General features: G+C 66.7%; 13 protein-coding genes. All 13 read right to left on the reverse strand.

The genetic code is table 11. The annotated features are described in order from the left end of the window. Nucleotides 1–23: 23 nt before the first annotated feature. The 13 genes from SM116_RS08465 to SM116_RS08525 all read right to left on the reverse strand — a co-directional run bounded on the left by SM116_RS08465 (nucleotide 24) and on the right by SM116_RS08525 (nucleotide 12,502). The gene (locus tag SM116_RS08465; RefSeq protein WP_425563275.1) at nucleotides 24–1,505 is read right to left on the reverse strand and encodes an ATP-binding protein; all 1,482 of its coding nucleotides are present in this window, start codon (nucleotides 1,503–1,505) and stop codon (nucleotides 24–26) included. After that, entirely contained in the window at nucleotides 1,499–2,251 is a 753-nt protein-coding gene (locus SM116_RS08470; RefSeq protein WP_320943998.1) for a hypothetical protein, read from the reverse strand. Before SM116_RS08470 ends, SM116_RS08465 begins: the two co-directional genes overlap by 7 nt. A 34-nt stretch (nucleotides 2,252–2,285) precedes the next feature. After that, a complete protein-coding gene (locus SM116_RS08475) occupies nucleotides 2,286–3,749 on the reverse strand; it encodes an SCO6880 family protein (protein ID WP_320943999.1) in 1,464 nt (487 codons plus the stop codon). Then, entirely contained in the window at nucleotides 3,746–5,050 is a 1,305-nt protein-coding gene (locus SM116_RS08480; RefSeq protein WP_320944000.1) for a conjugal transfer protein TrbL, read from the reverse strand. The genes SM116_RS08475 and SM116_RS08480 overlap by 4 nt, the downstream gene beginning before the upstream one ends. A 23-nt stretch (nucleotides 5,051–5,073) precedes the next feature. Then, complete coding sequence (locus SM116_RS08485) at nucleotides 5,074–5,343, reverse strand: DUF6112 family protein (protein ID WP_320944001.1); 270 nt, start codon at nucleotides 5,341–5,343, stop codon at nucleotides 5,074–5,076. A gap of 76 nt (nucleotides 5,344–5,419) precedes the next feature. Next, nucleotides 5,420–5,686 (reverse strand): DUF6112 family protein, encoded by a 267-nt coding sequence (locus SM116_RS08490; RefSeq protein ID WP_320944002.1) that lies wholly within the window; start codon nucleotides 5,684–5,686, stop codon nucleotides 5,420–5,422. 2 nt (nucleotides 5,687–5,688) lie between these two features. After that, on the reverse strand, nucleotides 5,689–6,921 hold the full coding sequence (locus SM116_RS08495; protein ID WP_320944003.1) for a M23 family metallopeptidase: 1,233 nt from the start codon (nucleotides 6,919–6,921) through the stop codon (nucleotides 5,689–5,691). After that, nucleotides 6,854–7,507, reverse strand: coding sequence for a hypothetical protein (locus SM116_RS08500; RefSeq protein WP_320944004.1), 654 nt, complete (start codon nucleotides 7,505–7,507; stop codon nucleotides 6,854–6,856). Before SM116_RS08500 ends, SM116_RS08495 begins: the two co-directional genes overlap by 68 nt. Nucleotides 7,508–7,573: 66 nt before the next feature. Then, on the reverse strand, nucleotides 7,574–8,629 hold the full coding sequence (locus SM116_RS08505) for a ParB N-terminal domain-containing protein (protein WP_320944005.1): 1,056 nt from the start codon (nucleotides 8,627–8,629) through the stop codon (nucleotides 7,574–7,576). Further along, nucleotides 8,626–9,372 (reverse strand): hypothetical protein, encoded by a 747-nt coding sequence (locus tag SM116_RS08510; RefSeq protein ID WP_320944006.1) that lies wholly within the window; start codon nucleotides 9,370–9,372, stop codon nucleotides 8,626–8,628. Before SM116_RS08510 ends, SM116_RS08505 begins: the two co-directional genes overlap by 4 nt. Before the next feature lie 537 nt (nucleotides 9,373–9,909). After that, on the reverse strand, nucleotides 9,910–10,524 hold the full coding sequence (locus SM116_RS08515; protein ID WP_320944007.1) for a DUF2637 domain-containing protein: 615 nt from the start codon (nucleotides 10,522–10,524) through the stop codon (nucleotides 9,910–9,912). Between the two features lie 23 nt (nucleotides 10,525–10,547). Next, the gene (locus SM116_RS08520) at nucleotides 10,548–11,447 is read right to left on the reverse strand and encodes a bifunctional DNA primase/polymerase (protein ID WP_320944008.1); all 900 of its coding nucleotides are present in this window, start codon (nucleotides 11,445–11,447) and stop codon (nucleotides 10,548–10,550) included. Further along, a complete protein-coding gene (locus tag SM116_RS08525) occupies nucleotides 11,444–12,502 on the reverse strand; it encodes an ArdC-like ssDNA-binding domain-containing protein (RefSeq protein WP_320944009.1) in 1,059 nt (352 codons plus the stop codon). The genes SM116_RS08520 and SM116_RS08525 overlap by 4 nt, the downstream gene beginning before the upstream one ends. Nucleotides 12,503–12,576: the final 74 nt, after the last annotated feature.

Below are 12,576 nucleotides of genomic sequence, written 5' to 3' on the forward strand. Positions count from 1 at the left end.
AAGGTGCGCGCGCAGTGCCCCGCCTATGCGGACATCCGGGCGGTGGTGTCGAAGATCGCCAGCTCGTCGGGATGCAGCTGGTGCTGAACGACGAAGCTGCGGTCTTTCACGCGCCACAGGCCCTGGCCTGTCCCGAGCGTGGGGAGGAGGTTCATCTCGGTTCGTGTGAGCCCGAGAGCCGCACCGGTGGAGCCGAGCTGATCCGGTTCTTGTCGGTAGACGATGCGGGTCTCTGCGTTGGCGAGAAGTGATGAGGCAAGCGCGCGCATGGCCGAGCCGGAGTCCCCGACGTTATCGAGGTCAGAGAGCTTGTGGAAGACCAGCATGTTGGCGATCCCGAAATGACGTGCCAGCCGCCATTGCGCATCCATACGCCGCAGCAGCGACGGATAGGCCATCAGTCGCCACGCCTCGTCGTAGATGACCCACCGCTGACCCCCAGCGGGGTCGGCCAGCGCTGACTCCATCCACGCCGACGAGCACGTCATGAGCACCGAGATAAGCGTGGAATTCTCCGCGACCCGCGACAGGTCGAGGGACATCATCGGCAACGACGGGTCGAATCGAACGGTCGAGGGGCCATCGAAGAGCCCGGCGAGATCTCCGGCGACCAGGCGTCGAAGAGCGTGGCCCACGAGGCGGCCGTCGTCGGCGAGGCGTTGGTCCCTATCAGCAACGGGGGCGGGGGAGAGGATGCGGTCCACGACCATAGGGAGGATGGGTACCTGGCAGCTGCGGACGACGTCGTTCAGCGCGAGATCGATCGCCGTGTGCTCCAGAGGGGTAAGCGAGCGGGTCAGCACCGTCTCGGCGAGGGCGCCGATGAGGTCGCGGCGGCGAGCGGCCGTCTGCGCGGCCCATTCGGAGTCGGACAGCGACGAGGCGCGGTGTCCTTCGTCCAAGGGGTTCAGGCGGTGCCGGAGCCCGTGTCCGAGGATGATGGCGCGACCGCCGACCGCTTCCGCCACCGCCGTGTGCTCGCCCTTGGGGTCGCCAGGAACGTAGACGCGTCTGCCGAAAGGAAGGGATCGGGTGTACAGCGACTTCGCGAGCGAGGACTTGCCCGATCCGACGATGCCGGCCAGGACGACGTTCGGTGCGGTGATGAGGCCTCGCTGATAGAGGACCCATGGGTCGTACACGAACGAGCCGCCGGAGTAAAGGTCCTGTCCCACGAACACGCCGGCGGCGCCCAGACCAGCCTCCGCGAGAAACGGGTAGTGTCCTGCGAGGGTGGCTGAGGTGTCCTGATGCTTCGGCAGTCGCAGTCGACCAGGGGTCCGCATCGCTGTCGGGCCCGCTTCGCCTGCGGCGGGCAAGTACGCGGCGGTCTTCGCCTCGGCGCGCTCCGCGGCCCATTGCTCCTTCGCCTCTCGCGCGAGCGCTTTCCGCGCGTCCGCCTCGAGACGCGTTGCCGCGCGTTGGCGGCCGCGTCGCTGGCGACGACGCTCGTCCGCCGGACTGACGAGGGGTGTGGCGTGCAGGCGTTCGTCGACGCTCACAATGCAACGCTCCGACCGTGCTCGCGGTGAGCTCGTGGTGGCGAGCAGAACCATGCCGGCACCGGCGAGGCCGCCGGCGGTGTACCTGGAGCGTGTTGCGGCTGGGCCGCGGCTGCGTCGGGCTCGTAGCGGCGGTGCAGAGAGACGTAGCCGAGCGTGGGGTTGAAGGTGATCGCGTATCCGGACTGAGGGTCTAGTGCGACGCGGTCGGTGGGGCTCGTCGGGATCGTGTCGTAGACGTATCCGTTGACCAGGGCGTCCTCGGTGGACTCGTCGCCCCTGTCCAGTCGTGAGAGCTGGCGGATGACGACGGCAGCGCCGAATCGGTCTATCAGCTGGAGCGCCTCGGTTGCTTCCGCCTTGTCGAGGAAGACGACGTTCACCCAGCGTTCGGTGCGTTCGGCAGGCACCCATGCGACGTGTCCGCATCTTTGGGATGCCTCGTCGACCTGGCCTTCGGCTGCCTCGAGGAGTTCCCGCGCTCGCACGAGGGCCCATGCCGCGCTGTCCGACTCTCGGCCGCCGAGGCTGACGTCGCCGTCCTCGGACCTTGCGTGCTGCCGTAGGCGGAGGTGGGCGTGCGCGAGCTGATCAGTGACCTGTACGAGCGATCGGACGGAGCAGAGTAGTTCCCCGAGGATGGGATAGAGGCTTGCGGGGTCCTCGACCGTGATCGTCGAGTGAGCGAGGTCGTTCAATGCAGCCGAGACGTGTTCGGCGGCGCAGCGAGCCGATTCATCCGTTTCCATCAGGTGCTCCCATCGTCGATCCAAGTTGCGCCCGTCATGCCGGCCTGCATAGCGGTAGTGCTGCGGCGGCGAATGCCTGAGCCTGCTGGCCGACGAGCGTGCGTACCTCGCAGGAGGCTTGTATTGCGGCCTGTTCGATCGCAGCGACTGCCATATCAAGGTCGGTGCGCGTGCGGGCGGAGATGCTGACGAGCCCGATTGTCCGGAGCACGCCGTGACCGGCTGTGAGGTCGGCCTCCTGCTGCAAGATGTCGTCGTACTCGGCGGTGGCGGCGGCATCCTCGATCTGCCCGATCCGTCGTCGCTGGTGGGCATCGCTGATCAGCTCCGTCTTCTTTCGACGGATGTCCCGCGCGGCGTGATCGGATCGCACGGGGATGTAGTGCAGGGCGATGGTGCGGAGAACACCGTTCGACAGCACGAGGGGAGAGAGGAAGCCTGGGAACACTTGCGACCGCGGCCATTCACTGATCCAGAGGACGGTGTGAAATGCCGTGTCAGTACGAAGGCCATCCCAGCTCTCTGTCACGGCCAGCGGCCCCGCATCCGCGAGCGAGCGCGCGATATTCGGATGCCGTTCCAATGTGAGGCTCGCCGACGGGTCATACGCGGATCTCAAGATCGTCGCGACCTCGGCTGGCCCCTGCCAGCGCCCGACCGTCAGATCGGCCGAGCGCAGGGCAGCCGTGATCGCCTCCATCTCCTGGCGCAGGACGGCAGCCGCACCCCTCATGCCCCCTCCGCTGGCGCGAATCTGTTTCGCCGCGGCGTGCATGTCCAGAGCGAGGCTGATCGTTGTTGCGTGTCGTTCGCCTGCGGGACCGGCCCGCTCGATCAGCTCGTGATAGGTCTTTGCGGCCCAACTGCCGTCGTCTGCCCCATGCCCATCCCACCAATCGTCGAGGCCTGTTCCCGAGTCGAGGAGAGTGCGTTCGGAAACCTGAAGCCGCGAGATGCGTCCCGAGCGGCAGGTCCCCGCGAGGACACGGCCCCAGCCGGCTACTCGTCGATGTTGCTCCGCGGGATCGAGGAGAACGAATGCTGGATGCGACACGGTGAGGACCGCGGTCAGCGTCCGCAGGTGCGGGTCGTGGACCATCGCTGCACCTGACTCGTCGTCGACCCATTCACGCAAGGCCGCCGCGTCTCCGGGAAGGGCCAAGGTACCGGCCGGGCGGGGACGTTCGACCCGCTTCCGGAACGCGAGTTGACGGAAGATGGCGCGGCTGCCCCATCGGCAGAGCACGGGGCTCCACTCCACGAGCTTCCGACCCCCGATCCCGACGCTGGCGAGCAGGACGGCCAAGCCCCAGATGGGGGTGGTCCATGCCACGCCGCTGGCTCCGGAACTGTAGAGCGCGATGACGGTTGTCAGCACCGCGATCGAGACGGCGACGAGTTGGGGAAGGGAGAGTCCCAACAGAACTCCCCGCCGCGCGAGGCGAGAGAACTGCACCGGGCTCAACTCGAAGCGAGAACTGGTATCGGGTCGGGTCATGGCCTGACCTCACCTTGTCGGTCGGGAATCCGCACCGGTGGACGAGATGCGGAGGACGGATGCGCGGCGGCCCCGATGGACGGAGCTTCGTGTACGTTGCCGACAGCGCGTGGCGACCTGGCCAGGTTCCCGGTGCCGTCTGCGGGCGCATCCGCGTTGCGTGCCACTGCGCCGCCGAGTTTCGGTCCGGCTGTCGCGGCTCCGCGGACGAGGGCCGCCCCGCCCGCGATCCCCGCACCGATCGCGCCCGCGCCCGCAGCGGCGTCGGTCACCGACGCAGCCCCACCGGCTGGGGCCATTTCGCCGCCCGCGCCGGCGCCGCCCTTTCCCGCAGCGCCGAGGATCTTCGTGGCGTTGCCGGCCAACGGAGCAGTCGGGATGGGAACCGGCCGATTCAAAGACGACTTCGCCTCTTGCTCGCTGGACATCGCGTGATGCACGTCAAAGCCGACGAAGCTGAGGAACTTGTAGGTGATGTAGGGCGCGAATGCCGCGATGAACATCAGCACGATTCCTGCGATCGGGTTGCTGATCGACGCGAGGTCGGCGTTGATAGGCGCCGAAACCTGGGCCACCGCGACGAGGAAGATCACGACGAGCACGAGCTTCGAGAGGATGAGCGCGACGACGAACGCACCCCACCTCGCGAACCAACCTTTGGTTGTGTCCCACGCCGCACCCGCCAGCGCGATCGGACCGAAGACGATCGCGACCAGCAGGAGGGCTTTGCGGATCAAGAGTGAAAACCAGACGATCGCCGCGGAGCTGATTGCGAGTCCGGCAAGGAATATCGTCACGATTGCGCCGCCGCCGGGTGCAGCAATGTTGACCGCGGCCAGGCCTGCGACGAGGAGTTCGATGCGGTCCCCGATGCCGGACATGGTGTTGCCCGTTGCCTGCACGATGCCGATCGCGAGCTGGTCGGTGATCTCGAGGAGCAGCCCCGTCACCGAGATCACGAGGAATGACCCGAGGATCGATTTGGCCAGGCCGAGCCCCGCCCGAGGCAGGGCCCCCGGATCGCGTCGCACCAGCCCGGTGATCAGTTGCAGGCAGAAGAAGATCAAAGTCACGAAAACGGCGACACCGAACAGCACGTTGAAGACGCTGACGTATCCAGGCTCCTGGATGTTCACGAGCGTTGTGGTGTCGAAAGCGCTCCAGACGGCGCTGAACAGCTGCGCCGCAGCTGAGCCCATGGCGTATGCCAGCCAGTCGAAAGGCGCGGTAACGAGGGAGGCGGCGCTGTCGCCGACCGTACCGCAGACGGCGGCGATGACGGGAACGTCGCAGACGCTCATGGAACCCCTCCATCCGATGGGGATCAGACCGAATGTCCGACACTCCAGAAGAAGTTGATGAGCGTGACAGCCGCGCCGCAGGCGACCGCTGCACCGCAGGCGACGAGCACGCCGAGCTTTCCGCGGGAAGCCAGGTGCGGGTTGGACGAGTTCGCGCCGAAGCCCCACACGATTGCAGCAACGATCAGTGCAAGTGCGGAGAGGATCAGGCCGATGGTCATGACGGCGCCGACGATCACGCCCAGCTGCGCGATGCCAGGCAATCCGGTGGTGTTCGGGTTGATGTTGATCACGATGGGCTCCTCGGTCAGCGGAACTGCTTGACAGACAGGAGCGCCGGCGTCGCCCGGCCGGTTAATACCCGGCTCGTTACAGGGACGCCCCGACACCCAGCAGGAAGTTCACGATTGCGACGCCCGCGCCGGCGAGCGCAGCGGTGGCGCACGCGAGCCCCACGCCCGCGCGTCCGCGCGCGGCTGCCTGATAGTGCCCGTGGCTTGCAGCCAGCGCCCACGTGACAGCGCACACGATCAGCATGAGTACGGAGGTGATCAGGGCGATCATCAGCAACGCGCCGACGATGTCGCGCAACTGCGCTGCTCCGCCTACGGCACCGAAGTTCGGGAAGATTGCCATACTCACCGTCCCGTCGGGACGCAGCCGGCTGGAACGATTGACTCGCCCTCGAGTCCTTTGGCGTCATGCGCTGCGAGCCACTGCACGGCGTCCACCGGCGGCTGCGTGGCACCGCCAGGATGAATCTCGAGGTGCAGGTGGGTTCCTGTTGAACGCCCTGCCGAGCCGACGTCGGCGATGTGCTGGCCCGCGACGACCGTATTGCCCACGGCAACGTGGATGCCCATATCCCACATATGTGCATAGAAGGAAGCGACGGGTTGCCCATCGACTGTGTGCTCGATGATGATCAGATTGCCGTAACCCCCGCGCGGACCGGCGAACGCGACGACGCCGTCAGCGATGGCGAGAATCGGCGTTCCTCCGGCGGCGGCGAGGTCGCTGCCCTCATGGAACGTCCGCTTCCCGGTGAACGGGTCGGTCCTCCATCCGAATGGCGACGCGAAGGTGTAAGTGCCGTCGGGAAGTGGGAACACGATGCGAGATGTCTCCGGCACATGAGGGTCGGCTGCGGACGGGGTGGGTGCACGGGTGAGTGCGCGCAGCACTTCTTCTGCGACCGGTTGATAGTTCTGGTAGCGGTTCGGATGGGCGCTGACCTCGACAGCCTGCGCGGCGACGCCCGGATCGAGCGTCTGCCATCCGACGAAGTCCAGAAGCCCGCGCGGAGATCCGTTGTTCGGCCCGCTCGGTCCGCCATAGAACGCTCGCGCCTGATAGCTGGGATCCATGAGATCGGCTACCCCGCCCCATCCTGCTGTGGGACGCATCTGGAAGATCCCGAGCGAGTCGTGGTCCGACCCGATGCCGTCGTTTGGGAACTCGACGGACGTGGGGTACGCCGACGGGTTCGCGAGCATCCGTAGCGTCGACTCCGTCAGACCTGCCATGAGTGCAATGAGTACCCCGGTGGGTCCGACGCCGGCGGTGTGTGCGCCGACCGTGATGATCGTTGCTGCGTGCGTCAGCTGCTGTCGGTCGATGGTGATGGACTGACCGTCGCGCGTGCGGGCGGTCAGCGAGTCGGGGATGGGCCCGACGCTGAGGTCCGCGAGGACCGTGCATGAGACGGCCGAAGGGTTCATCAGCGTTGCGACGGCAAGCATTCCGAGCGACGGTATGGCGACCAGGAAGGCGAGCAGGATACCGGTAATCTTCGTCATGAGGTCACTGAAGGGACGCGTCCAGGCGCGAGAACCGCAGCAGACGGCAACACGCCGTGCCCGGGCAGGCAATGAAGACCGTGAATGTCACCCGGGTTTCGGTTTCGGCAGGCTGATCGCCCCACGTGCCCGCGCGATGTCTTGTGCCGACGATCGTGTAGGCGGTCGCGCCCGGGGGCAGCTGCCCTGCTGCGGCCTGCGCCACCGCCGTCGTCCACGCATGCGGCACGCGGGCGGTGTCTATGGTGAGCCATTGCCGGGTGCCGTAGGTGCGGAGCTGCTCCCATTGTTCGATCGTGGGCAGGTAGGCACGGACGTCTGCGGCGAGCCCGTCGGCTTCTTCTGGATCTGCGGCGTCGACGATTGCCTGCTCCCACTCCGAGGTACTGGCCGGGCTCCGGGTGTCCCAGGTGAAGAGTGCCTGAGCCGCCTCGCGAGCGAACGCCTCAGGGTCATATGAGCGGGGGAGTGGCCGCGGGTTTCTGATGGGTGCGGCTGCGGGGGTCAGCGTCGCGGTGGGACGCGGATTCGTGGACTCATGCGCGGAGGCAGGCCCGCGGAGGAGGCCGTAGGCGCCGACACCGATCAGCAGAGCGAGGACGACCCCCGCCGCGATCGAGGTGATCAGCGCGGTCCGACGGCGGAATGGTGCGTGCATCTTGGATCCCGTCGGCTCGGTGGATGTAGTCGACGAGAAGGTACGCGTCGGGCGACCTGGCGAAGGTCAGCCGGCTCGACGAGCGTCGGCCGAGTCGACTCCTCGGAGGTCTCGAACACGGTCTGCGAAGGCGGCGGTCCCTTCGAGCGTGCGCTCGAACCGTTGCCACTCATCATTAGTGAGACCTGATGCGATGACCGACGGGTCGTATTTCTCCCACCAGCAGTCAAGGTCATCCCAGGTGAAGACGAACCGCTTGAGTTCTGCGGAGGGGCGGTTGCCCGCGGTGCCGGTCTGGGACGAATCAGCTTTGGCGCGGCTCAGCGATTTGATGACGAATTGACGTGGCTCTTCACCCCACGCCGGCTCGTCCCCGTTTCGGATCCGGGCGGCGGCATCAGCGGCGGCAGCACGGTCCACTGCAGGTTGATCGGATGAGTTGGCGATCCCGTCCAGTTCGGAGAGGATTTGCACTCCGCTGATTCGACGAAATGCGGGCAGGACGGGCGCGCCGTTCTCAACGGCATCAAGCTCGGCTTGTGCCCGTTCGCGGATGGCGAGCGGAATGCCGTCATCTTCCGCGATGTCTTGCAGTCGGCCGATTCGTTCAAGCGTCGTGAACGACCGGCGTCCCGTGACCAGAAGGGCGGCTTGGGTGCGGGTGTCTCCGTCGTTCCTCTTGAGCGGTGCCGTTAGCGTAACGGCGCCGTTCGGGCCGTCGGTCTCGGCTGTCTCGCCGAAGCGGGAGGAGTGCTGCCGGCGTGCGGCATCCTCCGCGAGAAGCGACTTGCACTCACGATAAAGAGCGGCTGCTTCGGTCGGCGAGAGTGGTTTGTGAAGCGCGTTCTCGTCCTGTTCGGCAAGAAGCTGGGTCAAGCGATCCGAAACGCCCGCGCGCACCCAGACATTGATCTTCCGTACGCCGAGCTGCCGGAGCGCGGCAAGGCGCCGGGCGCCGCACACGAGCACCCCTTCGGGTGTGACGGTGATCGGCTGCAGCAGGCCCTGGCGGTCGATCGACTCTGCGAGAGCATCGATATCGCCCAGGTCGGCGCGATGCCTCGATCCGACGCGAATGGAGTCGATCGACCGCTCGAGCTCGATGTGCCCTTGCTGCTTCATGATCGTCGGCAGGGCACATTCTCGAGGAGGCCGGTCAACAGTCGATCATCGTGGAGGAGCGTCTCCAACGATTCGCCCACGAGGAGGCGTAGAAGGATGCCTCGCCCCGCTGAGGTGTGCTCTTGAGCAGGATCAGGGCAACCGAGCAGCGCGCGAAGCATCGCGCGCCAAGAGCTCTGGGGAACATCGAGCAAGACACGCGCAGTGTAGTCGCGTCGGAGCTGCTCGAACGCCGAGATGCGGGATGCGACGTCGGCGAGTCGCGCACACACGTACTCGACGCCGGCCCGAGCGGTATCGGCGGGCCACCCGACGAGCGCAAAGAGAGCAATCGCATCTTCCATCGCAGACTCGACGGCTCTGGCGCCCGCGCACTCTTCTTGGTCCGGAGGCAGGACCCGGAGTGCGGGGTGGTAGTCCACGAGGGCGTTCTCCCGGTCGCTGAAGCGTTCCGCGTCGTGGAAGGCCGAATACCGAGGACGGCGCGCCTGCTGCACGGAACACATCAGCCCGCGGGCGCGCTCCTCGGCAATGCACGTCACTTGCACGGCGCGGGTTACGATGGCCCACGGGTCATCGGCATGGCGGGTTGAAGCGGCACGCATGGCATCGAATGCGGCAGTCGCCGCCTCCCAGGGATCCAGCCCATGTTTGCGAGCAAGTGCTGCATAGCGCCGCGCTGCATAGCTCATGAGCTCCGCGACTTCCGCGTCGCTGCGCCATGAACTCTCGCCGTCGGCCATCCGGGCCAGGATGGCACGGAGGCCCTCCGAGCTCTTGTACGAAGGGTTCCGACCGTGGATCGTTTCTCGCATCGCTGCACCTCCCGCAGGGAAGGTGCGCACCGTGTCCTTCGCATTCGAGCCGGCCCTGGAATCAGCGCTGCCTGACATCGGTCACCGCCGCGATATCGACTCGCGGGCCTGGTTTGGTCGCCGCCGCCCGAAAGCGGACAGCGGCGGGAGCGACGAGCTCCGATCCCGGATTGCGCGGCGCGAGACTTCGACGGGATGCCGCACACGGCGAGCCAGCTCGGCCTCGAAGTCGATGCCCCGGCCCGCCATAAGTCCGGTTCCCGACTCGAGCAGGTCGGAGACACGGACCCAAGTCACCCGGTGTTCTGCAGCGGTGGGGTGCTCGGGCACAGTATGCCCACCACTGGCGGCGGTGACCTCGTGTGCAACGTGTCCAGAGTGTGGATCTGCGGGTTCGGTGAGTTCATTGATCGGGCTCGACAGAACCGGGTCGGACCAGTCCGCTCCGTGGGTGGCATCCATTGCTCATGTCCTCTCCGTGAGTTCACGCTGCGGTTCCGAAACAGACACGCGGTCCCTCAGCCAGCGCCCGACCGTAGAGGGGTGAACGCCGAGTCGTTGCGCGATGGCGCGGTTCGACCAGCCGGATGCGCTCAGTTCTGCGGCACCGGCGGGGCCGACTTTCATAGCGGCGGTGTGCTCTTCGGCCGTGACGACGTCGAAGCGCATGTCTGGCTCCGACACACGTTCTGGGGTGGCCGACGTCGAGGCATGGCGGGCGAGCACCGACGTGAGGTGGGTGATGGCGAGCAATACCAGTGGAGGGACGGCGGCCACCGCGGCGGCAACCACGACGGGTACCTCTGAAGTCGCCATCACTACCGCGTGCAGCGCATTTCCCGTGACGGAGATCAGAGCTCCCGCGAAGAGCAGCACCCACGGGTACCAGGCTCCGCGGGAACCTCCCAGCACAACGACCGCGACCGTCGCGACAACGATGATGCCGTCGACGATCAGCGGCCACGCCCAAGCCTCCTCTGCGCCGAGGCCGGACCGTCGCGCCAGGTCCGCGAGCGACGTGAAGGACAACCAGAAGGCTCCCGCCGCGATGAAGACGGTCCCCACCACCGCCGTCATCATGGCGAGTTGGATACCGCTGCGTCTCATTCGCCCCATGGCATTCTCCGCATATCCCGGTCCGAGGCGGGGTGCGTCCACGGACTGAATGAGCGGATACTCACTCCACCGGTCCCGCCCGAGGTGTGCCTGCACGCTGAGTAAACCGTGCGTTCGATTTCACGCTCGCCGAGACCGATTCGGGCGGCCGCGGGCCCGAGAACGTCGATGATGGCGTCCGCCCGAACTCCCACCTCGCTGAGGCGACAAGCAGCCCAGAACAGACCGTGGTTGCGCTCGCCTTCGCGAAGTCGTCCGATCCAGTGAGCGAGCAGTTCGCCGCTGGGGGCGCCGGAAGAATCGCGTGGGGCGGGGGTGGGACGAGGGTCCACAAACTCTCGCAGCGCTCGCGCGTCGATCGGCCGCGTCTGAGCGGCCGATAGTGAGAAGAGCCGGTAGGCGGCGACTCCGTTCGATTCGACAGCGACGGACGGAGGCACGACAACGTAGCCCCCGGCTCCGCGGAAGTCGATGTGAGCGCTCGCGGCTTGCCAGCATCGCTGAGGAGCGTGTGCCGTGGCGGGGAAGTAGATATGCATGCCGCCGGACGGCGTGCGAACACGCGCGATCTCCCCGTCGAGCAGTCCGGCGTTCACCGCGCGGTGGAACGCCGCGAAGCCCGTGCCGTCGCGCTTCACGTCGATGTCGACCACATCGATGCCCGACCGTGGGCCGGTTGGCATTCCGATGTTCGCTTGAGGCCATCGTTGCCACCAGGCAGATATCGCCTCCGCGTCGAGGCAGGCGTCAAGATGGCCGGAGTGTGTGAGCGGTCGTTTGCCTCCCGGTTGGCAGGGGAAAACCGGCAGCCCTGCGGCAGCGAACTGCGGCGCCGCATCGCGCGTGCTCAGCCGGGGAACAGCGAGTAGAACGTCGGCGAGGCTCACGAGAGTCCCCGGCCCTGCTGGATAACACGGTGCGCATCGATCCACGATGCTGCGACATGCGGGGATCCTGTGACGGGCGCGGAACGATCAAGTCCCGGCGGGTCGCCCGCGCTGACTTGTTCGGTCGGAAGCGCGTCCAGAATGGCGACGGCCGCACGCCGCACGCGCTCGCCAGTCTGCTGCACCATCGCTACGGCGTCGGAGCCGGGGACGGCGGACGCCCATCCCGCGACGTACGGCACTGTGTAGTCCCGGGTATCCATTCCGTGCGCCGCGGCGACGATGAGCGCCACGGATTCGGCCTCCACCTCACCGATGCCGCGATGCGCGAGGGCTTCGTGGTCGGGGCCATGCAGCCTGATGTGGCCGAGCTCATGCGCCAGTGTCTTCACCCTGGCGGACTCATCCATATCTTCTCGGACCGCCACGTGACGTCGCGCGAAGTCGGTTTGGCCATTCGCGCCACCCAAGGACGCGGCGGACGGCGCGAGTGTCAGGCTGAAGCCCTCGCGATCGATGAGGCTCGCGATCCCCTCCCACAGGCCCTCAGGCGCAGCGCCCTGAAGGAGCTGGGGTCGCGGGAGTTCGGCGATTGGCGGTCCATCGGTCTGTGATACGTCCCACACGTACGCGGGCCGGGTGCCGACCACGCCTGACCGTACAACCTCGCCTGGGCGGGGCCGTTCGCGCGCGTCGAGCCGGCGCCATGACGCGGTATCCAGCGGAGTAGATGACGCGAAGCGAGCCGTCCTTGGAGCGAAGATCATGTAGCCGTGCTGGCCTGCTCGTACGGTCCGCCCCAGCTTGTGCCACTGCTGGAAGCCCGCTACATGTGTCGGCATCGGGTCGGGGACCGTGCCGGCTTCGAATGCGGCGCTGTGCTGCGCCCAGATGAGCAGAGTGTTGTTGAACGACCGCGAGCGGAAGTGAGCCGTGAACTCGAGCGCCCGTTTCCAATCATCACTCGCGATCAGGGCTTCGACAGAGCGGACGAGTCGCTCATGCAGCTCACGCAGTTTCGCCTCTGAATCGGACCTAATCATCTGGTCGGACACAACGTTCACCTTCCTGAGTGGCCGCGCCGCGACGTGCGCGTTCGTGACACTTAGGTGCTCCATGGGGAGCTGAT

The sequence above is a fragment of the Microbacterium rhizosphaerae genome, from assembly GCF_034120055.1.
Taxonomy (GTDB): domain Bacteria; phylum Actinomycetota; class Actinomycetes; order Actinomycetales; family Microbacteriaceae; genus Microbacterium; species Microbacterium rhizosphaerae.

Excerpts from the sequence above, each read along its gene's own strand:
- SM116_RS08480 (WP_320944000.1), bottom strand. The coding sequence starts at position 5,050 with ATGAGCGTCTGCGACGTTCCCGTCATCGCCGCCGTCTGCGGTACGGTC.
- SM116_RS08475 (WP_320943999.1), bottom strand. The coding sequence starts at position 3,749 with ATGACCCGACCCGATACCAGTTCTCGCTTCGAGTTGAGCCCGGTGCAG.
- SM116_RS08510 (WP_320944006.1), bottom strand. The coding sequence starts at position 9,372 with ATGGCCGACGGCGAGAGTTCATGGCGCAGCGACGCGGAAGTCGCGGAG.
- SM116_RS08515 (WP_320944007.1), bottom strand. The coding sequence starts at position 10,524 with ATGATGACGGCGGTGGTGGGGACCGTCTTCATCGCGGCGGGAGCCTTC.
- SM116_RS08500 (WP_320944004.1), bottom strand. The coding sequence starts at position 7,507 with ATGCACGCACCATTCCGCCGTCGGACCGCGCTGATCACCTCGATCGCG.
- SM116_RS08505 (WP_320944005.1), bottom strand. The coding sequence starts at position 8,629 with ATGAAGCAGCAAGGGCACATCGAGCTCGAGCGGTCGATCGACTCCATT.
- SM116_RS08490 (WP_320944002.1), bottom strand. The coding sequence starts at position 5,686 with ATGGCAATCTTCCCGAACTTCGGTGCCGTAGGCGGAGCAGCGCAGTTG.
- SM116_RS08470 (WP_320943998.1), bottom strand. The coding sequence starts at position 2,251 with ATGGAAACGGATGAATCGGCTCGCTGCGCCGCCGAACACGTCTCGGCT.